Below are 21,896 nucleotides of genomic sequence, written 5' to 3' on the forward strand. Positions count from 1 at the left end.
CCCGCGCGTCGCCCGCCCGTCCACGCCGCGTCGGTGCGAGGGTGGGGCGGACGGCCAGGTCCCGCCACCCAGAAGGGCATCCACTGTGCACATCGATCTGTCCGGACGCACCGCCCTCGTCACCGCGTCCACCCAGGGCATCGGCCACGCGATCGCGACCGGGCTCGCCCGCGCCGGAGCACGCGTCGTGGTCAACGGCCGCGGCGCCGACCGCGTCGAGCAGGTGGTCCGCGAGCTCCGCTCCGCGACCGGCAACGACGCCGTCGTGGGCGCCCCCGGCGACCTGGCGAGCGACGACGGCACGGCCGCCGTGCTCCGGGCGGTCCCCCAGGTGGACATCCTCGTCAACAACCTCGGCATCTTCGGCGCGACGCCCCCGCTGGAGATCGACGACGAGGAGTGGCGCCGCTACTTCGAGGTCAACGTGCTCGCCGCCGTACGGCTGATCCGGGCCTACCTGCCCGGCATGCAGGAGCGGCACTGGGGCCGGGTGCTCTGTCTCGCGAGCGACTCCGCCGTGGCCGTCCCTGCGGAGATGATCCACTACGGCATGACGAAGACCTCCCTGCTCGCGGTCAGCCGGGGCTTCGCGAAGGCCGCCGCAGGCACCGGAGTGACCGTCAACTCCGTGATCGCCGGGCCCACGCACACGGAGGGCGTGGAGGAGTTCGTACGGCAACTGGTCGGCGACGAGCTGCCGTGGGACGAGGCGCAGCACCGGTTCATGCTTCAGCACCGCCCCCAGTCCCTGATCCAGCGGCTCATCGAGCCCGAGGAGATCGCCCACATGGTGGTCTACCTCAGCTCGTCGTACGCCTCGGCCACCACGGGCGGGGCGCTCCGGGTGGACGGCGGCTACGTCGACTCGATCCTGCCCTGAGGTCACACCTCGTCGAGCCAGGTCAGCGCGGCGACGACCAGCGCCTCCACGCCCGTGCTCAGCGTGGGCTCGACAACCGGGGCGAAGAGCGGGGAGTGGTTGCCCGGCAGGTCGTCGATACGGCCCTCGCCGAGCGCGGCGAGCGTCGGCTCCGTCTCCAGCCCGCCCCAGAACCAGAACACCGTGGGCACGCCGAGCGTGTCCCCGAACACGCCCACGTCCTCGCTCGCGTTCACCTGCGGCATCGGCAGGATCCGCTGGGCGCCGAAGTGCTCGGAGAACGCGGCCACCGTCCTGCCCGTGGCCTCCGGATCGCTGACGAGCGCGGGTGCGGAGGCGAACCAGGTGAGGACCGGAGGCCGCTCCGCGCCGCTCGCGGCGGACTCGGCCCGTGCGACGCGCTCGATCGCGGTGCGCACCTGATCGCGTACGGCCGGGGTGAACGAGCGTACGTTGACGCCGAGTTCGGCCGTGTCGGGGATGATGTTGTCCTTGGTGCCGGCGTGCAGCCGCCCCACGGTCACCACCGCCGACTCCGCCGGTGACACCTCGCGGGCGACGACGCCCTGCAGCCGGGTCACCACATGGGCGGCCATCAGCACCGGGTCGATCGCGGCCTCGGGGCGGGAGCCGTGTCCGCCCCGGCCGTGGAGCGTGATGTTCAGGGAGTCCGCCGCAGCCATCACGGGCCCGCTGCCGTAGCCGATGAATCCGGCCGGCAGGGGGCCCACATGCTGGCCCAGCACGATCTGCGGCACGGGAAAGCGCTCGAACAGCCCGTCCTCGACCATGTCCCGGGCGCCGACCGCGAGTTCCTCGGCCGGCTGGAACACCACGAGCAGGGTGCCGCTCCACCGCTCCCGGCTCCGGGCGAGCAGGGTGGCGGCGCCGGTCAGACAGACCGCGTGCATGTCGTGCCCGCAGGCGTGCATCACGGGCACCTCGGTGCCGTCGGCGTCCACGGCCCGGGCCTTGCTGGCGTACGGCAGTCCGGTCCTCTCCTCCACCGGCAAGGCGTCGAAGTCCGCGCGCAGCATGACCACCGGGCCGTCCCCGTTGCGCAGGACACCCACCACACCGGTGCCCCCGACCTGCTCGACGACCTCGTCGAAGCCGACCTCCCGCAGGCGCCGGGCCAGCAGGGCCGCGGTGCGGGTCTCCTGGAGCGACAGCTCCGGATGCTCGTGCAGGTCCCGGTAGAAGCCGGCCAGGTCCTCGCGGAGCTCCGCCAGTCCCGCAGTCACCGTCTTGGGCATGTCCGTGCCTTCCTACGCGCCGATCCGGGCACCGTACCTCCGGAAAGATCCGTTGGCACGACGCGTCGCCGCACGGGCGGGGTGCGCGGGTGCTGGGTAGCCTGGCCGAAAACGGGCACGGCCGGCACGACGTCCACGGGCCGGGCGGCCGCACCGACACCTTGACCGATCAGGAGCAGCCCGTGACCACCGAAGACGACGCCCGCGCCGCCATCCTGCACGCATTCGGCGACTCCGCCACCGTGCACATCGAGTCGTTCCCCGCCGGGAACCTCTCGATCACCCTCGCCAGGGGCGGGCACACCGCCACCATCGACGGTCACCCCGACAGCGGCTGGGGCTGGACCGTCGACCCCGTCGAGGACGACGGCTTCACGGGCCACGAGAACACCGCACCCAGCCTCGACGAAGCGCTCGCCGCCCTGCACGCCGCCCTCATCTAGGACCCCGCCGGGAATTTACCTAATCAACAAATTGACTAGTCATATCTGTGTGTAGGGTGAGGTGACCGCCGGGTCGGCTGCCGCCGGCCATGACCGTGCTGCGAGAGAGGCCGGCGACCCATGCCGAGTGGTGCCTACCTGCGTTACGTCGCCCTGGGCGACAGCCAGACCGAGGGGGTGGGCGACGGGGACGACACCGTCGGCCTGCGGGGCTGGGCCGACCGGCTCGCCGAGCACCTCGCCGCCGTCGAGCCCGGCCTCCTGTACGCCAATCTCGCCGTGCGGGGACGGGTCGCCGGACAGGTTCTCGACGAACAGCTGGCGCCCGCGCTGGCGCTGCGCCCCGATCTGGCCACCGTCGTCGCCGGTGTCAACGACCTCCTGCGGCCACGGTTCGACGCGGCGCAGGTGGCCGGGCAGCTGGAGGAGATGTTCGCGGCGCTCACGGCCGCCGGAGCCCGGGTGGCGACGCTGACCGTTCCCGACGTGGGCAGGATCGCGCCGCTCGCCCGCCCGGTCAGGTCCCGGGTGCGGGAGCTCAACGACCACATCCGGGCCGCGGCCGCCCGGCACGGGGTCCTGGTCGCCGAGACCGCCCGGCACGACGTCGCCACCGATCCGCGCATGTGGAGCACGGACCGGCTCCACGCCAGCCCGCTGGGCCACGAGCGGATCGCCGCGGCCGTCGCCGAGGCGCTGAACCTTCCCGGCAGCGACGACAGCTGGACGCACCCGCTGCCCCCGCAGACCCTGCCCACCCGGTGGCAGGCCGCGGGCGCCGAGGTCCGCTGGGCGGCCGGATTCCTCGGCCCCTGGATAGGACGGCGCCTGCGCGGCCGGTCATCCGGGGACGGCCGCACCGCGAAGCGGCCCGAACCGCTGCCGGTGAAGGTGCTTCCGTAGCGCCTTCACACGGCACGGGCGGGGGCTGTGGCACACGGCCGGGCGTGGTCAGAAGTCACCCGCCGCGGTCCGCTCGGCCAGCCTCTGGAACTCGCCGAGGTCGTAGTTGGCCAGGACCGAGTCGAGGTTGGTCAGGGCGCCGAGGTACTCCACGAACCCCTGGGGGTTGTACTCGATCTGGAGCGCCACCCGGCTCCGCTCGTCGTCCAGCCGGTGGAAGGTGACGACACCCGCGTGATGGACCCCCTCCGTCGTCTTCCAGGCGATCCGGTCCTCCGGGACGACCTCGGTGAGTTCGGCGACGAAGCTCTTGTCGGCGCCCGGCAGGGAGAGCTGCCAGCCGAACCGGCGCTCGTCCAGCGGGTCGACGCGCCGCACATGGGTCAGGAACGTGGGCCAGCGCGCCACATCGCTCCACAGCGCCCAGCTGACGGCCACCGGTGCCTTGATATCGACGGTCTCGACGATCGAGGACGACATGAGAACTCCTTCTTGTAGCCGTGCGCCTCGCAGCCGCGGACCTCGTCCCGACTACCCCCGGCGACCGGCGGCACACCCCCGGCCCGCGCAGGCCTGAGCCGCCGATTCCGGGGCAGACGGCCGTTCACCGGGAGGACCGAACCTCCCCGTGGCCGCCCCGTCGCGGTGCGGCGCCGAACACCGGGAGACCCATGTCCACCACCCAGCCGGAGAGACCGGCCCAGCCGACCGCCGAGCAGCCCCTCAGCGCCTCAGGGCCCGGCAGGTCGCCCGCTCTGACCAGCGGCTACGCCAAGTCCGCCGTACGCATCGGCGTGCTGACCACCTGTCAGGCAGCGCTCATGGTGGGCTTCGGGCTCCTGATCACCGGACCCGCCGCCGGGATATGGCCGCTGACCGTCGAGGACCACGTCAACGAGGGCTTCGAGCACCTGCGCACCGGGGCGCTCTCCGACGCGTCGTTCGTCGCGTCGGAGGCCGGCAACACCGCCACCGTGATCGCCCTCACCGTCCTGGCCTGTGCGGGCCTGATCCTCATACCCCGGCTGCCGAAGTGGCGCCAGGCCGTGTTCCTCGCCGTCTCCGTCTCGCTCCAGGCCCTGGTCTTCCTGGTCATCAGCGCGTCCGTGGACCGCGACCGGCCTGATGTGGACCGGCTCGACGCCTCGCCGCCGACGGCGAGTTACACCTCGGGGCACACGGGCGCCGCGACGGCGCTCTACGCGGGCCTCGCCGTGCTGGCACTCGTCCCGCACGACCGGCGCCGGTGGCGGAAGGCCGTCGCCGTCCTGCTCCTCCTCGTACCGCTGCTGGTCGCCGTGGCGCGGCTCTACCGGGGGATGCACCACCCCACCGATGTCCTGGGCGGGCTGCTGAACGGCGGGCTCTCGCTGCTGATCGTGGGCCGCGCTCTCCTGTCCGACGACAGCGGCTCCGCACCGCCGCCGGAGAACGCCATGGGAATCGCGCTGAGGGCGGCAGCCGAGCGGGCCGAGGTCGTGGCGGGCCGGACCGTCGTCATCGTCAACCCGACCGTGACCGACGAGGCGGAACGCGAGACGCTGCGGCTGGTGCTGGAGCAGCACGGGCATCATGCGGTGGAGTTCGTCTCCACCACCGCCGACGACCCGGGCGGAGGTCAGGCGGCCGAGGCGGTCGACGGCGGTGCGTCCCTGGTCGTGGTCTGCGGCGGTGACGGAACCGTCAGACTCGTGGCGGACAGGCTGGCCGGCACCGGGGTGCCGCTGGCCGTGGTGCCCTGCGGCACCGGCAATCTGCTGGCCCGGAATCTGGGCCTGCCCCTCAAGCCCGCCGCCGCCCTGGACGCGGCGCTGTCCGGCACCCCGCACCTCATCGACCTCGGGCGCATCGAGGGCGACGGGCTCCCCGCCACGCACTTCACCGCCATGTCGGGCGCCGGTCTGGACGCCGCGATGCTGGAGCACACCGACGACCGCGCGAAGTCCGCCGTCGGCTGGCCCGCCTATGTGGTGGCGGGTGTCAGCAGCCTGCGCGCCCCTCGGATGTCGGTGTCGATCCGGCTGGACGACGGGCCCGTACTGCACCGCACCGCCCGGATGGTGCTCCTCGCCAACATCGGCAGCGTGCAGGGCGGCGCATCCCTCGTCCCGTCCGCCCGGCCCGACGACGCACTGCTCGACCTCGCCGTCTTCGACCCGCACGGTCCGACCGGGTGGCTGCGTGCCGCCGGGACCGTGCTGCGCGGACGCTCACGGCCGCCCCGGCCGTCGGCCCGGAGCAGCTTCCCGTCCGCCGACGGCGACGGCACCCCGGTGGAGTACTTCACCTTCCGGCGCGCCGAACTCCGTTTCGCCACCGAGCAGTCGCGCGAGATGGACGGCGACCCCGTACGGCCGGGCCGGCGGCTCGTCGCCGAGGTGCGGCCGGGCGCCCTGACCCTGCTCCTGCCGTCCGGGGACGCGTAGATGGGTACCGCGACCCGGGTCCCGCAGACCCGCGACATGACGGGTGACGAGCTCTCCGCCGACGAGGCGCTGGCGTCCCTGCGCCGCTACGGCCGCTGGCCCCTGGTGCGCGACTCCTTCGTGCGCTTCCGGTACGCGGACGGTTTCAGCCACTCCCGCGCGCTCGCCCTGCAGACGGTGCTCGCCGTGATTCCGCTGGTCATCGCGTTCGTCGGCCTGTCCGCCTCGCTGCACACCGAGAACGTGGGACGGCTCGCGGAGCTGACGATCCACCGGATCGCGGCGGGGCCGAGCGCCGAGGTGGTGGAGGACGCGCTGGACCGCAGCAAGCGGCGCGCCGGCGAGGGCTCCCAGCTCACGCTCTGGTTCGGTCTGCTCTTCTCGCTGGTCAACGTCACGACGGCGATGTGCCAGATCGAGCGCGGCGCGAACCGGATCTACGGGGTCGAGCGCGACCGCCCGTTCCACCAGAAGTACTTCCGGGGCCTGGTGATGTCTTTGACCGCCGGCATCCCGCTGGGCATCGGCTTCATCCTGATGGTGGTCGGCGGGGACCTCGTCGCGGCCGCGGTGACGGTCTACGGTCTGGGCGACGGGGCCAGGACCTGGTGGGACCTGCTGCGCTGGCCGTGCGGGCTGCTGCTCGCGCTGCTGTCGGCGAGCGCGATCTTCCGCCGCTCCCCCCGCCGCAGGCAGCCCGGCTACACCTGGCTCGCGTTCGGGGCCGCCCTGTACCTGGTGCTGTGGACGGCGCTGACCTGGCTGCTCAGCCTCTACCTCTCGGTCAGCGGGTCCTTCGACACGGTCTACGGCCCGCTGAGCGCGTTCATGTCTCTTCTGCTGTGGGCCTATCTGACCTCCATCGCCCTGTTCCTCGGGCTGTCCTTCGCGGCGCAGCTGGAGGCTGCCCGCGCCCGCCGGCCCGGCCCTGTACACGCCGATCCGGGAGCATGAATGGTTGTGCGCGCCACCACCCAGCTGTTTCGTGAGCGCCGCCGCCGTGCGGCCGACCGCACCTTCGGGGTGCGTCTGCTCGGCGCCGCCGCCGTCGCCGCGCTCTCCGCCGTGCCGTTCGCCCTGCTGCTGGTCCTCGTCGAGGGCAAGTGGCGGCCGCTGCGCACCGTGGACGCGAGTGCGGCGGGGCGGCTGCACCACCTGGCCCTCGACCACCCGGCCTGGACGAGCACGCTCCGCTTCCTGTCCGACTGGGTCTGGGACCCCCTGACGCTGCGCTGCGTGCTCGCGGTGCTGACGGCCTGGCTGCTGTGGCGCCGCGCCTGGCGGCTCGCGGCCTGGGCCGGGGTGACCGCGGTGGCGGGCGGACTGACGGGGCTGCTGGTCAAAACGGTGGTCGAACGGGCCAGGCCGTCGCTGGAGGACCCGGTGGCGCGCGCGCCGGGCTTCTCCTTCCCCTCGGGCCACGCGATGACGGCGACGACGTCGTTCGCCGTGCTGCTGCTCGTCCTCCTCCCCCTGGTGCCCCGCCGGGGCCGGGCCCTGTGCTGGGCCGTCGCGGGCCTTTCGGTGCTGGGCGTGGGGTTCACCCGGGTCGCGCTCGGCGTCCACTGGTTCAGCGACGTGGTCGGCGGCTGGCTGCTCGGCCTCGCCGTGGTGGCGTCGACCGCCTGGGCGTTCGAGGCCTGGCGCGCCGACTCCGGCCGCCGCCGCAGCGAGATGACCGAGGGCCTGGAGCCCGAGCTGACGGAGACCGCCCCGGAGCGGTGAGCTCACGACGCCCGGTCCGGCCCGTATTTCGGTTGCGGCGGGCCCCGGCGCCCGGTGGGGTACGTGCCAGGGGCGTCGGGACGCCAGGCGCGCGGTGAGCGAGGGCAGGACGGGGTCGTATGGTCACCAGGCAGCCGGCGGCATGGCACCGGTCGGCGGTGCTCATGGCCCTGATGCTCGCCGCCTTCACCTTCAACACCGCGGAGAACCTGCCGGTCGGCCTGCTGGACCTCATCTCCCGGAGCCTGCGGGTGTCGGTGCCGGCGGTCGGCCTCCTGGTCACCGGATACGCCGTCACCGTGGCCGTGGCCTCACTCCCCCTCGCCCACGGCACCCGCGCCCTGCCCCGCCGCCATGTGCTGACGGGCCTTCTGGCCGCGCTCGTCGTCTCCAGCCTGGTCGCGGCGTCGGCCACCTCCTACGGGCCGCTTGTCGGGGCGCGGCTGGTGACCGCGCTGGCCCAGGCGCTGTTCTGGGCCGTGATGGGGCCGGTCGCGGTGGGCCTGTTCGCGCCGGAGGTCCGGGGTCGGGTGGTCGGGGCGCTGTCCGTCGCCGGTTCGCTCGTGCTCGGTGTGCCCGCCGGTACGTGGCTCGGCCGGCGCGGCGGCTGGCCGGTGCCGGTCGCCGCGGTGGCGGGTCTGGGTCTCGTCTCCCTCGTGGTTGTCGCCGTACTGCTGCCGACCTCGCCCCCGCAGGACGAGCCCGCGGCCTACGCACCGCGTCCCGACGCCCGCCGCTTCGGGGTCGTCCTGGCGGCGGGGGCCCTGTCCGCCACCGGAGCGTTCACCGGCTACACGTACCTCGTGAAGTTCCTCGGTGACGTGAGCGGCTTCGCGCCGGGCACGGTCAGCACCCTGTTCGTGGCGTTCGGTGCCGCGTGTCTGGCCGGAGTGAGCCTCACCGGGGCGCTGCTGGACCGCTTTCCGCACGCCTCGCTGGTCGTGGCTGTCGGTGTGCAGGCGGTGGGGATGCTGGGGCTATGCGCGGCCGGAGCCGACCGGGTGGCTGCGGTGGTGTTCCTGGTGCTGATGGGCAGCGCCCTCGGGCCGGTGTTCATGACCACGCAGAACGCGATGCTGCGGTGTGCGCCGGGCCGGACGGACCTCGCCCTGGCGGCGAACTCCGGTGCGTACAACGCGGGCATCGCGGCGGGCGCGGCGCTCGGCGGGCTGGTCCTGCCGCTCGCAGGGGTACGGGGCGCCTTCCTTGTCGGCGGGCTGGTGACGGTGGCCGCCTGCGCGGTGCTGCTCGTCGGGACGCGGAGCGCCACGGATGCGGTCCGCCGGACCGTCAGGTCAGCCGGAACACCGGGCCGCGCGGGGTGAAGGGCAGCGACGCGCCCTGCGGGATCAGGTAGGCGTGCTCGCGCCGGATCCGCAGGATGTCGCACCAGCCGTCGGTGATGACGAGGACGGGTGCGCCCGGCGGGAAGTCGTCGGCCCGGTGCAACAGGTCCACGCCGGGCTGGAGTTCGGTACCGCCGCGCCCGCGTATCCGCACCCGGCCGGCGATCTCGGTGGGCGGCAGGTAGCCGGCGTCGTAGGGGGCGGCGTCGCAGAAGACGACGCGTGCTGCGGGGACGTCGCGTGCCTCGGCGTACGAGGCGATGGCGCCGAGGGCCTTGCCGAGCAGGGTGCTGTTCATCGAGCCGGAGGTGTCCAGGACGACGCCGAAGGTGCAGCGGGCCGTCTCGTGCGGCGGGAAGTACCGTCCGGCGCGCGGGATGCCGGGGGTCGAGGCCTGCCGCCGTGCCGGGCGCGCGTAGGAGCGGACGGGCTCCGGCCGGGGGACGTACTCGTCGAACCAGCGGGCCAGTCGCGCGTCCCAGGGCACGGGCGGGTGCGACAGGGCGCGGATCTCCTGGATCAGTCCGGCGGGCAGGAGACCGCGCTCGCCGTACTGGTGCAGATCCAAGCCCTGCACCAGCCCGCGCCGGTAGAACTCGTCCAGGTCGGTGTACGGCCGGGCACCGGCGTGCGGCAGCGGCTCACCGAGGATGTCACCGGCGCCCTTGCCCCGCAGTGTCGCGAGCCTGCGGCGGCGGCGCAGGTCGTGCGCGATGCGGTCGTACACCTCCTCGGCGGACAGGCCCCGCAGGTCCGGGTCGTACAGCAGCCCTTCGGGCATGTCGCCGACGCGCATCTGGACGAGCCAGTCGTTGACGACGTAGTCGGCCGCGACGTTGAAGAGGAACGGGTCACGCCCTCCTCGGCGTTCACCGTGGCGCAGCGCGGCGTGCAGCATCTCGTGCGCGAGGACGAAGCGCCATTCCTCGTCGGTGAACCCGCACAGCGGGTTGATGTAGATCTCGCCCGCGACCGCGCTGACCGCCGCGACGGCGATGTGCTGCGTCCGGGCCAGTTCGGCGTCGGCCACGATCTTCAGGCCCGCGGCGAGCCCGCCGAGCAGGGGGTAGGACGAGACGAACCAGTTCAGGGCGCGGTCCCAGGGCCGCTGGGGCGCGAGCGCTCCGGTGACCCGGTCGCGGCGGCCGCCGGCCACGTCCATCGCGGCGGACACACTGCGGGTCAGCGCGTGCGCGAAGGCGGTCTCCCAGTCCGGGACGGCGGAGTTGTTCCAGGTGTTCCAGGTGGTGAGGACCTGGTCGGGGTGGTCCCCCGCGGTGCCGCAGTGCTCGTAGGCGGCGGGGATGCCGTCGCGGCGCCACCGGGCGGCGAGCAGCTCCTCGTCACCGCCCGGGAAGGACTCCGGCAGGGCGCCGGGCGGCCGGCCCATCGGATGGGTGAGCAGGAAGCGGTTGACGACGGCGCAGCGCGCCGCGAGGTCGAAGCGGTCGGGCTGTCGGCGCGGTTCGTCCGCCGAGGCGGGCACATGGCCGAACCCGAGATGCAGCAGACAGTGGGCCAGCGCCCATGCCCACTCCGCCGGATCGGCCCGTTTGGTGGGGTGGACGTGGATGGTGCCGTTCGAGGTGACGGCGGCCAGTCCCCCGGCGGGGGTCAGCGCGCACTTGGCCTGGCGGCACACGGACGCCTCGACGGCCGCGAACGCCGGGCTGCGCTTGACGAGCACGAGCCCGGCGGCGAAGGCCTCGGCGGCCGGGTCAAACGTGTTCTTCCCGCCCTTGCCGCCGCCCCTGCGCCCGCCGGCCGCCTTCACCGCCGGGCCTCGACGAGCCGGGGCATGTCCCGCGCGGCGTCGACGAGGAACCAGGCGGGCAGCACGGGCAGTCCGTCGGCGTCGTCCGCGATGACGGTCTGCGCGACCTCGACCGAGATCTCGGCGAGCTGCACGAGCAGCGACTTGGCCCGGTAGGCGGTCTGCCGCAGCGACGGCGAGACGTGCTCCTTCTCGCGCGGCAGCTCCTTGACCAGGCGTCCCCGGAACGCGTCGGCCAGGTAGTAGAGCAGGTCGCGGTCCTCGGGGCGCCCCGGCCAGGAGGCGTCGCCCTTGAGGATCGCCTCGATGCCGAAGGCATGACGGACGATCTTCGCGTAGCCGCAGAAGGAGACGGCATGGGCGGGTGTCAGCGTGCCGTGCACGAGGACCTTCAGCGTCTCCTCGTCGATCTCCGGCCCGAAGGAGTGCAGCGCGTCCGAGAGCATGTGCCAGGAGCGGGGGGTGGAGAACGGCTCCTCGGTCTTGGGCGGCTGCGACCACAGGTGGTCGGGGCGGTCGACGAGGTAGTCCGTCACCCACGGGTGGACGCCGTTCTCGCCCGCCCACACCAGCCAGTCCGCCGCCGAGGCCCGGAGGTGGACATGGGTGAGGCGGTTGACCAGGGCGGAGGCGATGGGCCGTGCCAGCGCGTTGTCCGTGGCACGGTTGCCGGCCCCGATGACGATCGAGCCGGCGGGCAGCTCGTAGGACCCGATGCGCCGGTCCAGGATCAGCGAGTAGAAGGCCTTCTGCACATCGGGGGTGGCCGCGTTGAGTTCGTCGAGGAAGAGGCAGTACGGCTCGTCGCGGGCGATGGACTCCGGCGGGCAGAACACCGACCGTCCGTCGCGGATCTGGGGCACTCCGATCAGGTCCTCCGGCGCGAGCTGGGTCCCGAGGAGGCTGACGCAGTCCAGCCCCAGGGACTCGGCGAACTTCCGTACGAGCGACGACTTGCCGATCCCGGGCGCTCCCCACAGGAACACGGGCCGCACGGTGGCGAGGCCCAGCAGCAGTTCGGGGATCTGAGCGGGAGTGACGGTGACGGCAGCCTGCACGCGGGAACGTTCCTTCGGATTCTGGGAGTCGGAGACCGCCAGTATGCGGAGCCCCCGGGGCGCACGCAGCCGAATTTCGCCGCCACCCCACGGGCACGGGGGCCGGTCTCAGAGCTCCGGGGCGCCGCGCTTGAGGTAGGAGCTGACCGGTCCCGACTCCAGCCGGTCGACGCCGTCGAGCGACCCGATGCGCTCGGTGACGTACGTGTGGAGAGCCCGGGCGTCCCGGCAGACGGCGACGGCGACCAGGTTGTGCGGGCCGGTCGTGGTGCCGACGAAGGCCGCCTCGGGGTCATCGGCCAGCGCCCGGGCGACGCCGCCGAGCCGGGCGGGGGTGACGGTCAGCCACAGCACGCAGGAGACGAAGTAGCCGAACAGGCCGGAGTCGACCTCGACATCGAGCTGGAGGACGCCCGAGCGGCGCAGTTCGGTCAGCCGGCGGCGTACGGCCGACTCCGACCAGCCGATCCGCCGGGCCAGGTCCGGGTAGGCGGCCCGGCCGTCCGCGGCCAGCGCGGGCAGCAGCCGGCGGTCGAGGTCGGTCAGCTCCACCGGGGCGCCGTCCTCGACGGGATCCGGCCGCAGTGCGGTGACCTGGTCGTCCGTCAGCGCCAGGGTGCGGCCGATCCAGCGGCGGTCCATCACCGGGCGCAGCAGCCGGTGTGCGTCGACGTGGGTGATCTGCGGAGCCCGGCCCAACGCCTCCAGCGGGGCGGGGCCTTCGCCCGGAACCCGGAAGACGCAGACGACCTCGGTGCCGCTGGAGACGACGGCCACCCAGGCGGTGTCGGGGCGGCGGGCCAGCGCGCGGGCGAGCGGGGCGCTCCCGGAGGGCAGCACCCGCAGGCGCACCAGCCATTCGGCGTGGCCGATGCGATGGCTGTCGGTCACCCCGGCGACCCGCGCGATTCCCCTGGCCCGGAATCTGCTGAACCTGCGCGCCACGGTGCGGTCGGAGACGTCGAGCACGTCGGCGATCCTGCTGAAGGCGGCCCGCCCGTCGACCTGGAGGGCGTGCAGGAGCCGCAGGTCGAGTGCGTCCAGCGTGACCGAATCCACCAGGACAGTGTAGGCCGGTGTCGCATACCGGCCCGGTGGCGGAAGCCAGGAGCCCCGGGCGGGCGGCGGGCGAACCATGGGATCCATGACAGGCGACATCCACGGCATCCATCACACCGGCATCCTCACCCGTGACCTCGACGGTCTCGAACGGGCCTACATCTCCCTCGGGTTCACCCTCAGCCCCCGCTCACGGCATCTGCTGTCCGGGCGCCCCGGACAGGCGCCGGTGCCCGGCTGCACCGCCAACCGGTGCGCCCTGTTCGGCGGGTCGTACATAGAACTGCTCGGCATCGTCGACGAGTTGGCCCCCGACCCCTGGCACACGCGGGCGATGGCCGACGGGTACGAGGGATTGAAGCTGATCAACTTCGACACGGACGACGCCGGGGCCACCGACCGCCGGCTGACCGGCATGGGGCTGCGCACGTCGGGGGTGCTCGACCTGGAACGCGACGTCGACACCGAGGAGGGGCCGCGCACGGTCCGGGCCCGGGCGGTGCATCTCGACCCGGGCTCGACACCGGAGGGCCATGTGGGGTTCGCGCAGCATCTGACCCGCCGGTATGTGCACCAGCCGCGCTATCTGACCCATCCGAACGGCGCCCGCGGCCTCGCCGCGGTCCTCGTGGTGGTCGACGACGCCGGGGTCGGGGCGGTCACGGACCGGTACGCCCGCATCCTCGGGGCGGCCCCCGCGCAGGAGGGCCCGGTCACCGTGCTGGACGCGGGGGCCGCGCGGCTGCGGATCGTCCGTGCCTCGGACGCCGAGGAGGTGCTGCCGGGCGAGCCCGCTCCGGCCCCCTCGTATCCGGCCGCCCTGACCGTCGCGGTCGACGACGTCCACCGGGCCCGTGCCCTCGTCGAGGACGGCGGCACCGCGACCCGGCCGGCCGCCGGCGGCTTCTTCGTCTCGGCGCGCGACGCGTACGGGGCCGGGCTGTTCTTCACCGCCCGCTGAGGCGGCTCCGGCCCCCGCCCTCCCCCCGACCTGTTCGCCCTGCCACCGTCAAAGGACACCCGTGTTCACCACTCTCCTGCTTCTCGCCTGCCCGACAGCGGTGTTCCGGCTGCTGGGCGCCCTGGGCGCCGGCCGGTTCGCGACCTGGCGCGCCGCGTTCACCCATGGCCTCGCCGTGATGCTGCTGGCCACGGCCGCAGCGCATTTCGCCCCCGCCGGTGCCGGCCCGGTGCCCGGCAACGAGGACCTGGCCGCCATGGTCCCGCCCTTCGTCCCGTTTCCCCGGCCGGTCGTGTATGCGACCGGCGTCCTGGAGCTGCTCGGCGCGGCGGGGCTCGTCCGGACGTCGGCCCGACGGGCGGCCGGGACCGGCCTGGCCGTGCTGTTCCTGCTGATGTTCCCGGCCAATGTGTACGCCGCCCTCGACGACATCCCCCTCGACGGCGAACCGGCCACGCCCCTGTGGTTCAGGATCCCCGAACAGCTCGTGTTCATCGGCGTCGCCCTGTGGGCAGCCGCGCCGGCCCGCGCCGCCCGCCGTCCGCGACAGGAGCACGAGCACCGCCTCGTCTGATCCGGCGCCCGTCCGGATCAGCACATCGTGAATTGCGAAATTCTGCAATTCACTACATGCTGTGGTGGCCGTGCCCGCAGGTAGCCGCGGGCACGGCGCCAGGCGACGAGGAGTGCTGGAGACGTGCCGGTTCCGCTGTACCAGGCCAAGGCCGAGTTCTTCCGGATGCTCGGACACCCGGTCCGCATACGGGTGCTGGAGCTGCTGCAGGCCGGTCCGATGCCGGTACGGGAACTGCTGTCGGCCATAGAGGTGGAGCCCTCCGCCCTCTCCCAGCAACTGGCCGTGCTGCGCCGCTCCGGCATCGTCACCGCCACCCGTGAGGGCTCGACGGTCGTCTACGAGCTGGCGGGCGGGGACGTGGCCGAGCTGATGCGGGCCGCGCGGCGGATCCTGACGGAGATGCTGGCCGGGCAGAACGAACTGCTGGCCGAGTTGCGGGAAGCCGAGGTCACCGCACCGTGAGTACGGCTCTCGCCCGGTCCTGGGGCCGGGTCTCCGCTCTGCTGCCCGCCCGTGCGGACTTCGCCGCCATGGGCCGCAACCCGCGCCGCGATCTGCTCGCCGGACTCACCGTCGCCGTCGTGGCGCTGCCCCTCGCGCTCGGCTTCGGCGTCTCCTCCGGGCTCGGCGCCGAAGCCGGTCTCGCCACCGCCGTCGTCGCGGGCGCGCTCGCCGCGCTGTTCGGCGGCTCCAACCTCCAGGTCTCCGGCCCGACCGGCGCGATGACGGTGGTCCTGGTGCCGATCGTGGCCGAGTACGGGCCCGGCGGGGTGCTGACGGTCGGGCTGATGGCCGGAGTGCTGCTGATCGTGCTCGCGCTGCTCCGGGCCGGCCGCACGATGAAGTTCATCCCGGCGCCCGTGGTGGAGGGCTTCACGCTGGGCATCGCCTGCGTGATCGGCCTCCAGCAGGTGCCGAACGCGCTGGGGGTGGCCAAACCGGAGGGCGACAAGGTCCTGGTGGTGACCTGGCGCGCGGTCGAGGAGTTCGTCCAAGCACCCAACTGGACCGCCGTCGCCCTGGCCCTGTCCGTGGCGGCCGTGATGCTCCTCGGTGCCCGTCTGCGGCCCGCCGTCCCGTTCTCCGTCGTCGCGGTGATCGCGGCAACGCTCGTGGCGCAGCTCTTCCACCTGGACGCCGCCTCGCCGATCGGTGATCTGCCGTCCGGGCTGCCCGCGCCCTCCCTCGGCTTCCTCGACCTGTCCGCACTGGGCTCGCTGCTCGCCCCGGCCGTCGCGGTCGCCGCGCTTGCCGCCCTTGAGTCCCTCCTGTCGGCGACCGTCGCGGACGGCATGACGGTGGGCCAGCGGCACGACCCGGACAAGGAGCTCTTCGGGCAGGGCATCGCGAACCTGGCGGCCCCGCTGTTCGGCGGTGTCCCCGCCACCGCGGCCATCGCCCGTACCGCGGTCAACGTCCGGACCGGCGCGGGCTCCCGGCTCGCCGCCCTGACCCATGCCGCCGTTCTCGCGGTCATCGTCTTCGCCGCCGCACCGCTCGTGTCGAAGATCCCCCTGGCGGCCCTGGCGGGTGTGCTGCTGGCGACCGCGATCCGGATGGTGGAGGTCGGCGCGCTGCGGGCGATGGCCCGGGCGACCCGCTCGGACGCGACGGTGCTGGTGCTGACCGCCGCCGCGACCCTCGCCTTCGACCTGGTCTACGCGGTGATCATCGGCCTGGCGGTCGCGGGCGCCCTGGCGCTGCGGGCGGTCGCCAACCAGGCCCGGGTCGACCAGGTGGACTTCCGCGCGGATCTGCCGGGCGAGCACAGCGAGGAGGAGCACGCCCTGCTGGCCGAGCACATCGTCGCGTACCGGATCGACGGACCGCTGTTCTTCGCCGGCGCCCACCGCTTCCTCCTGGAGCTGTCCGAGGTCGCCGACGTCCGGGTGGTGATCCTGCGCATGTCGCGGGTGTCGACGATGGACGCCACCGGCGCCCTGGTCCTCAAGGACGCGGTGGAGAAGCTGAACCGGCGGGGCATCGCCGTCATGACCTCCGGGGTGCGACCCGGCCAGCGGCGGGCCCTGGAGTCGGTCGGCGCGCTGGACCTGCTCCGGCAGGACGGCCGTGAGTACGCCACCACGCCCGAGGCGATCTCCGCAGCCCGCGCCCACCTCCAGCGGGCCGGACTCCTGCCCGCGCCACCCGCCGCGCCCGCCGCGCCCGTCACCGAAGAGGCCGCCCGATGAGCGCGCGGTCGGAGAGCCTGCCGCTGCGGCATGTCCTGACGCTGCCGACGATGGGCTCGGCGGTCCGCATCGCGCGCGAGACCACCGAGCAGGTGCTGACGGAGTGGGGCATCAGCCGGCGGCACCCCACGGTCGGCCCGGCGCTGCTGATCCTGTCCGAGCTGGTGGCCAACAGCGTCCGGCACGCCGCCGATCTGTCCCCGAACGTCACCGTGATCTACGCGGCCGGTACGGACACCTTCGCGTTCGCCGTCCATGACCGCGACCCCCACCAGCCCACGCTCTTCTCCCCCGGCACCGTGCCCGGCAGCGGCGGACTCGGCACCGTCGTCGAGCTGACCCTCGGTCTGGGCGGCACCGCCGTCATCCGGGGCGACGCGGACGGCAAGGGCAAGAGCATCTGGATCACCCTCCCCCTCTAGGAACCCCGCAGCCTGTAGAACCCCGCAGCGCCCGTCGTGGGAGCACGGCCAGGAACGAGAGCAGCAACCGATGACCATAGAGTGGCGCTACACCACCCACCCCGGCCTGGGAGTCCTCTCCCTGTCCGGGCATCTCGGGCCGGAGGCGGTCGGCCGGTTCACCGGCGCGGTCGGCTGGGTCCTGGCCCGGGGAAGCGGGCCGGTCATACTGGACCTGACCGCGCTGCGCGGCTGGTCGGCCGACGGCCGGCTGGCTGTCACCGAGGCCGCCCGCCGGCTGGCGGACGAGGGGCGGGGCCTGGAGCTCGCGGCGATCCCCGCCGACGGCTCGCTCGTGCCCGACGGCACCCGTCCGCCGATCCCGGTGCACAGCGATCTGGCGTCCGCCCTCGCCGCGCACCGGTCCGTGACCGGCGAACAGCGCCAGTGGCGCAGCGACGCCTGGCCCGACGAGCGGGCCACCACCACCGGCTGACGCGACATCCGCACAGCGACGACCAGGACGAGAGAGGCACCACCGATGACCGAGGCGACCGGCACGCTGCCGCCCTGCCCCGAGTGCGCGAGCGCGTACACGTACGAGATGGGCGCGCTGCTCGTCTGTCCCGAGTGCGGCCACGAGTGGTCCCCCTCGGCCGCCGACGGCGGCGACAGCACGGTGATCAGGGACGCGGTCGGCAATGTACTCGCCGACGGCGACACCGTCACCGTCGTCAGGACCCTGAAGGTCAAGGGCAGTCCGTCGGGGATCAAGGCCGGCACCAAGGTGCGCAACATCCGTCTCGTGGACGGCGTGGACGGCCACGACATCGACTGCAAGGTCGACGGATTCGGCCCCATGCAGCTCAAGTCGAGCGTGGTCAAGAAGGCCTGATCCGGCGGCTCGCCCTCTCGCGCCCCGGCACGGGCGTTCCCAAGGTCATCACACCCGGCCGGAGGCGCGAGAATGTTCCCATGACGAAGAGTTTTGGGTGGACGCGCCGCGCGGTGCTCGCACGACAGCGGCCGTCCGGCATCCCGGCGGCGGCCTCCACGGGCGCGGAGCGGGCCCGATGAGCACACCGCTGTACCAGCTGAAGGCGGAGTTCTTCAAAACGCTGGGCCACCCGGTACGGATCAGAGTGCTGGAACTCCTCAGCGAGCGCGAGCACGCGGTCTCGGAAATGCTGTCCGAGGTCGGCGTCGAGGCTGCGCACCTGTCCCAGCAGCTCGCCGTGCTGCGCAGGGCCAACCTGGTCGTCCCCCGCCGGGAGGGCTCGGCCGTCTACTACTCGCTGGCCAATCCGCAGGTGGCCAAGCTGCTCCAGGTCGCCCGGAGCATTCTGTCCGGTGTCCTCGCCGGACAGGCCGAACTGCTGGCCGATCTCCAGGCCACGGAACCCCGGACCCCTGCCCGGCGGCGCCGCTCGTCGTAGCCCGCGCGCCCTCCGGGCTCCGGGGCGGCCGGAGGCGTACGGCAGAGCCGGACGGGTGATCGCCGCGGGCGGCTCGGCCGACGTTCGGCACATATCCCTCTGCAAGAGGTTTCATGCTGCTGAAAGTTTTCTTCAGCCGCACGTCATCACCGCAGCTCCATGAATTCCCTACTGGTCTAGACCTCAGAGGTGCATCCGTACCCCCTTTACGCGGCAGGTCCGTTCGTGCGTCACTCATGACGTGTCCCCATCAATCCACTCCCTCGTGGCCCAGTGCGGCGAGGGGTGGACCTCCCGGGACGCGTGACCGGGCAGCCCGTCCGCGGCCCGGACCGCTCCACCCCGCTTCCCCGCACCTCCCGCACGGCCGTCCCCCCGCTCCTCCAGCTACGCGAGTAGACCCACCCCGTCACCCCAGGAGGAAGACCTTGTTAACTCGTGACCACAACCCCAGACCCGCTCTGCGCAAGCTGCTCGTGGCCGGCGCGCTCAGCGTCGGCATGGCGCTGATCCCGGTCATGTCGGCAGGCCCCGCCTCGGCGCAGCCGCTGCCGGCCGTCCCCGCCAAGGCCATCCCCCTCGGTGACGGGTACATGGGCGCCGGCTATCTCGCGGACGGCAAGAGCTTCGCCGCGGACACCCGGGAGGTCGACCTCTCCCCGCAGAACGACGCGTCGATCCAGGCCACCCAGCTGCCGGGCATCGACGTCTCGCACTACCAGGGCACGATCAACTGGTCCTCGGTGAAGGCCGCCGGGATCAAGTTCGCCTACATCAAGGCGACGGAGTCCACGACGTACAAGGACCCCACGTTCAACGCCAACTACCTGAACGCCTACAACGCGAAGGTGATCCGGGGCGCGTACCACTTCGCCCGGCCCAACCTCTCCAGCGGTGCGGCGCAGGCCACCTACTTCGCGGCGAACGGCGGAGCCTGGTCACGGGACAACCTGACCCTGCCGGGCATGCTCGACCTGGAGGGCGGCTGCTACAGCAAGTCCGCCTCGGCCATGCAGTCGTGGATCCTGGACTTCTACAACACGTACAAGGCCAAGACGGGCCGTGACGTGGTCATCTACACCAGCGCCAGCTGGTGGAACTCCTGCACCGGCGGCTGGAGCGGGATGTCCGCCCGGAGCCCCCTGTTCACGGCGCACTGGACCAGCGCGGCCAGCCCGACCATTCCGACGGGCTTCCCCTACTGGACCTTCTGGCAATACACCGACTCGGGTTCGGTGAGCGGCATCTCGGGCGCCGTGGACCGCGACCGGTTCAGCGGTGACGCCAGCCGGCTGCTGGCCCTGGCCAACAACACGCCCTGACGCAGACCTGCCCCACAGCCCCGCACCACACCGGCACGCGGTGGCCACGGCTCCGGCCCGGCCACCGCGTGCCGCCCGGTTTCTTGCCCTCCGTACGCGGGGCTGTGAGGCTTCGGGTGTCCGTCCCCGTGCCCTGCTGGAGGGCTGAGATGATCACCTGGCGCCGGGTCGCCGAGCACGACTTCCCCTTGCTGCGGTCCTGGCTCGAACAGCCGCATGTGGCCCGGTGGTGGAACCACGAGACCTCGGCCGAGGCGGTCGCGCGGGACTTCGGACCCGCCGCCAGGGGTGAGGAGCCGTCGCAGGACCTGCTCGCCCACCTCGACGGCCGGCCGTTCGGCCTGCTCCAGCGCTGCCGGCTGTCCGACTACCCCGAGTACCTGGCCGAGCTCGCCCCTCTGACGGAGGTGCCCGCCGGGGCGATGAGCATCGACTACCTGATCGGGGAGGTGCGGCAGACCGGCCGGGGCCTGGGGCCGCGCATGATCGGATCGGCCGTCGAGGCGATCTGGGCCGACTACCCCGAGGCCTCGTGCGTCCTGGTGCCGGTGTCTGCGGCCAACCGGCGCTCCTGGCGGGCGCTGGAGAAGGCCGGACTGCGCCGGGTCGCCGAGGGGGAGCTGGAGCCGGACAACCCCGTCGACGACCGCGCCCACTACCTCTACCGCATCGACCGTCCGGCGGAGCCGCAGCAGGGGTGAGGCCGGGGCGGGGCCCGGTCGCTCAGCGCAGGATGCCCGCCTGCCGGGCGGCCCCCAGCCAGGACGGGAACTCAGACAGGAGCCGGTCGTACAGCTCGGGGTCGGAGACCTTCTCGATGTCGTCGACGGCGAAGAAGCCGACGTTGTCGACGCGGCGGCCGGGCAGGTTGTCGAAGCGCTCCAGCACCCCGTAGTTCGACCGGCCGAGCCCGATGAACTGCCAGAACACCGGCTCCTCCACTGCCGCCCGAAGCTCCCGCTCGATCTCGGCGTCGCGGTACACCCCGCCGTCGGAGAAGAACAGCACCAGGGTCGGGTCCGGCACCGGGTGCTCGCGCACATACGCGCGGACCTCGGCGATCACCTTCTGCTCCTCGTTCTGGATGCCGACGGCGCGCATGTCGACCTGGCCTGAGACCAGTCCCTTCGGCGGCTTCTTCCGCCCGAAGAGGCTGATCTGCCCCACCCGCACATGCAGCCGCAGCCACTCGGGCAGTTCGCCGATCACCAGGTCGGGCAGCCGGGCGGGGTGGGAGGCGAAGGTCCACGCCTGCATCTCCCCGTCGTCGTCGAGCTGCGCCGCCACGGCGGCCATCCGCTCGGTGACGCCTGCAACGGTGCCCCGGGTGTAGAGGCCGCTCATCGACCCCGACGCGTCGAGGACGAGGATGACGCGTGCGGTGACCTTCGTCAGCCCGTGCTTGCCGAGACTGACCGCGACCTGCTGCTTGCGCAGGGACAGCCGTTTGCGCATGTCGACCGGCAGCCGCTCCTCGCCCTTGGTGAGCCGGGCGGCGGCCGGAGCGGCGGCTGCGGGCGGGTGCGGAGGCGGGGGCGGCACGGAAGCCGGAGCCGTCCGGGCGGGGGCCGCCGGAGGCCGTACGTCATCGACACAGATACCGAAGTCCGTCGCCAGGCCCGCGAGTCCGCTCGCGTACCCCTGTCCCACGGCCCGGAACTTCCATGCCCCACCGCGCCGGTAGAGCTCCCCGCACGCATACGCGGTTTCCGCGCCGGCTTCCATGTCGAAGCGGGCCAGCTCGGCGCCGGACACGGAATCGAGCAACAGCAGATGAAGCCCGGGCACCTGCCCGAACGTCCCGCCGTCCGCCGAGCCGCACAGCACGACCCGCTCCACGTCCGGCTCCAACGCGTCGAGGTCCACCCCCAGCGAGTCGGCCCCGCCCTGCTTCCCCAGATGCCGCACGGCCCCCGAGCCATGCCGCGGCTGGTTGTAGAAGACGAAGTCCCCGTCCCCCCGCACCCGCCCACCGCCCGCAAGCAGCAGCGCCGAGGCATCCACATCCGGCACACCGGGCCCGGCGGACCACCCGAGTACAGCTCTCACGGCAGCCGCCGCCACCGGCATATTGGCACCCTTGCTCAGTGTCGTCACACACAACAGTCTGCCTGCCATGTACGCTCGCTGGTGCGGT

General features: G+C 72.9%; 23 protein-coding genes. 17 read left to right on the forward strand and 6 right to left on the reverse strand.

Features of this window, described 5'->3' with window-relative positions; genetic code table 11:
• The first annotated feature begins 85 nt into the window (after window positions 1–85).
• Window positions 86–880: an SDR family NAD(P)-dependent oxidoreductase gene (locus tag RLT58_RS00945; RefSeq protein WP_311308414.1), complete on the forward strand. Its 795-nt coding sequence runs from the start codon at window positions 86–88 to the stop codon at window positions 878–880.
• A gap of 2 nt (window positions 881–882) precedes the next feature.
• Here RLT58_RS00945 and RLT58_RS00950 read toward each other — a convergent pair whose 3' ends face one another.
• On the reverse strand, window positions 883–2,136 hold the full coding sequence (locus RLT58_RS00950; protein ID WP_311308415.1) for an amidohydrolase: 1,254 nt from the start codon (window positions 2,134–2,136) through the stop codon (window positions 883–885).
• Between the two features lie 182 nt (window positions 2,137–2,318).
• On the opposite strand from RLT58_RS00950, the gene RLT58_RS00955 reads away from it, so the two are divergent.
• Window positions 2,319–2,579 (forward strand): hypothetical protein, encoded by a 261-nt coding sequence (locus RLT58_RS00955; protein WP_311308416.1) that lies wholly within the window; start codon window positions 2,319–2,321, stop codon window positions 2,577–2,579.
• A 120-nt stretch (window positions 2,580–2,699) separates the two neighbouring features.
• Window positions 2,700–3,482, forward strand: a complete 783-nt coding sequence (locus RLT58_RS00960) for an SGNH/GDSL hydrolase family protein (protein WP_311308417.1) — start codon at window positions 2,700–2,702, stop codon at window positions 3,480–3,482.
• Window positions 3,483–3,530: 48 nt separating this feature from the next.
• On the opposite strand, the gene RLT58_RS00965 is transcribed toward RLT58_RS00960, so the two are convergent.
• Window positions 3,531–3,962: an SRPBCC family protein gene (locus RLT58_RS00965; protein WP_311308418.1), complete on the reverse strand. Its 432-nt coding sequence runs from the start codon at window positions 3,960–3,962 to the stop codon at window positions 3,531–3,533.
• 191 nt (window positions 3,963–4,153) lie between these two features.
• On the opposite strand from RLT58_RS00965, the gene RLT58_RS00970 reads away from it, so the two are divergent.
• The 4 genes from RLT58_RS00970 to RLT58_RS00985 all read left to right on the forward strand — a co-directional run bounded on the left by RLT58_RS00970 (window position 4,154) and on the right by RLT58_RS00985 (window position 8,958).
• The gene (locus RLT58_RS00970) at window positions 4,154–5,908 is read left to right on the forward strand and encodes a bifunctional phosphatase PAP2/diacylglycerol kinase family protein (protein ID WP_311308419.1); all 1,755 of its coding nucleotides are present in this window, start codon (window positions 4,154–4,156) and stop codon (window positions 5,906–5,908) included.
• Window positions 5,909–6,862 carry a YihY/virulence factor BrkB family protein gene (locus RLT58_RS00975; protein ID WP_311308420.1) on the forward strand — a complete coding sequence of 318 codons (954 nt, stop codon included), beginning with the start codon at window positions 5,909–5,911 and terminating at the stop codon, window positions 6,860–6,862.
• On the forward strand, window positions 6,863–7,633 hold the full coding sequence (locus RLT58_RS00980) for a phosphatase PAP2 family protein (protein ID WP_311308421.1): 771 nt from the start codon (window positions 6,863–6,865) through the stop codon (window positions 7,631–7,633).
• Window positions 7,634–7,752: 119 nt separating this feature from the next.
• Entirely contained in the window at window positions 7,753–8,958 is a 1,206-nt protein-coding gene (locus tag RLT58_RS00985) for an MFS transporter (protein WP_311308422.1), read from the forward strand.
• Here RLT58_RS00985 and RLT58_RS00990 read toward each other — a convergent pair.
• From RLT58_RS00990 to RLT58_RS01000, 3 genes are all read right to left on the reverse strand, one after another.
• Window positions 8,924–10,753, reverse strand: coding sequence for a vWA domain-containing protein (locus RLT58_RS00990; protein WP_311308423.1), 1,830 nt, complete (start codon window positions 10,751–10,753; stop codon window positions 8,924–8,926). The genes RLT58_RS00985 and RLT58_RS00990 overlap by 35 nt on opposite strands.
• On the reverse strand, window positions 10,750–11,811 hold the full coding sequence (locus RLT58_RS00995; RefSeq protein ID WP_311308424.1) for an ATP-binding protein: 1,062 nt from the start codon (window positions 11,809–11,811) through the stop codon (window positions 10,750–10,752). Before RLT58_RS00995 ends, RLT58_RS00990 begins: the two co-directional genes overlap by 4 nt.
• A gap of 108 nt (window positions 11,812–11,919) precedes the next feature.
• A complete protein-coding gene (locus RLT58_RS01000; RefSeq protein ID WP_311308425.1) occupies window positions 11,920–12,870 on the reverse strand; it encodes an Lrp/AsnC family transcriptional regulator in 951 nt (316 codons plus the stop codon).
• An 85-nt stretch (window positions 12,871–12,955) separates the two neighbouring features.
• On the opposite strand from RLT58_RS01000, the gene RLT58_RS01005 reads away from it, so the two are divergent.
• From RLT58_RS01005 to RLT58_RS01050, 10 genes are all read left to right on the forward strand, one after another.
• Entirely contained in the window at window positions 12,956–13,831 is an 876-nt protein-coding gene (locus RLT58_RS01005; RefSeq protein ID WP_311308426.1) for a VOC family protein, read from the forward strand.
• A gap of 61 nt (window positions 13,832–13,892) precedes the next feature.
• Window positions 13,893–14,405 (forward strand): DoxX family protein, encoded by a 513-nt coding sequence (locus tag RLT58_RS01010; RefSeq protein WP_311308427.1) that lies wholly within the window; start codon window positions 13,893–13,895, stop codon window positions 14,403–14,405.
• Window positions 14,406–14,528: 123 nt separating this feature from the next.
• Window positions 14,529–14,870, forward strand: coding sequence for an ArsR/SmtB family transcription factor (locus tag RLT58_RS01015; RefSeq protein ID WP_311308428.1), 342 nt, complete (start codon window positions 14,529–14,531; stop codon window positions 14,868–14,870).
• Window positions 14,867–16,600, forward strand: a complete 1,734-nt coding sequence (locus RLT58_RS01020; RefSeq protein ID WP_311308429.1) for a SulP family inorganic anion transporter — start codon at window positions 14,867–14,869, stop codon at window positions 16,598–16,600. Before RLT58_RS01015 ends, RLT58_RS01020 begins: the two co-directional genes overlap by 4 nt.
• Window positions 16,597–17,022 carry an ATP-binding protein gene (locus RLT58_RS01025; RefSeq protein ID WP_311308430.1) on the forward strand — a complete coding sequence of 142 codons (426 nt, stop codon included), beginning with the start codon at window positions 16,597–16,599 and terminating at the stop codon, window positions 17,020–17,022. The genes RLT58_RS01020 and RLT58_RS01025 overlap by 4 nt, the downstream gene beginning before the upstream one ends.
• A 70-nt stretch (window positions 17,023–17,092) precedes the next feature.
• Entirely contained in the window at window positions 17,093–17,497 is a 405-nt protein-coding gene (locus tag RLT58_RS01030; RefSeq protein ID WP_311308431.1) for an STAS domain-containing protein, read from the forward strand.
• A 45-nt stretch (window positions 17,498–17,542) separates the two neighbouring features.
• The gene (locus RLT58_RS01035) at window positions 17,543–17,896 is read left to right on the forward strand and encodes a zinc ribbon domain-containing protein YjdM (protein ID WP_311308432.1); all 354 of its coding nucleotides are present in this window, start codon (window positions 17,543–17,545) and stop codon (window positions 17,894–17,896) included.
• A gap of 178 nt (window positions 17,897–18,074) precedes the next feature.
• Window positions 18,075–18,437: an ArsR/SmtB family transcription factor gene (locus tag RLT58_RS01040; protein WP_311308433.1), complete on the forward strand. Its 363-nt coding sequence runs from the start codon at window positions 18,075–18,077 to the stop codon at window positions 18,435–18,437.
• A 500-nt stretch (window positions 18,438–18,937) separates the two neighbouring features.
• A complete protein-coding gene (locus RLT58_RS01045; protein ID WP_311314387.1) occupies window positions 18,938–19,759 on the forward strand; it encodes a GH25 family lysozyme in 822 nt (273 codons plus the stop codon).
• A 149-nt stretch (window positions 19,760–19,908) separates the two neighbouring features.
• Window positions 19,909–20,460, forward strand: a complete 552-nt coding sequence (locus tag RLT58_RS01050; protein ID WP_311308434.1) for a GNAT family N-acetyltransferase — start codon at window positions 19,909–19,911, stop codon at window positions 20,458–20,460.
• 22 nt (window positions 20,461–20,482) lie between these two features.
• Here the strand turns inward: RLT58_RS01050 and RLT58_RS01055 are convergent, their stop codons facing one another.
• Entirely contained in the window at window positions 20,483–21,877 is a 1,395-nt protein-coding gene (locus RLT58_RS01055) for a VWA domain-containing protein (RefSeq protein ID WP_311308435.1), read from the reverse strand.
• Window positions 21,878–21,896 lie beyond the last annotated feature (19 nt).

It is taken from the genome of Streptomyces sp. ITFR-16 (assembly GCF_031844705.1).
GTDB lineage: Bacteria > Actinomycetota > Actinomycetes > Streptomycetales > Streptomycetaceae > Streptomyces.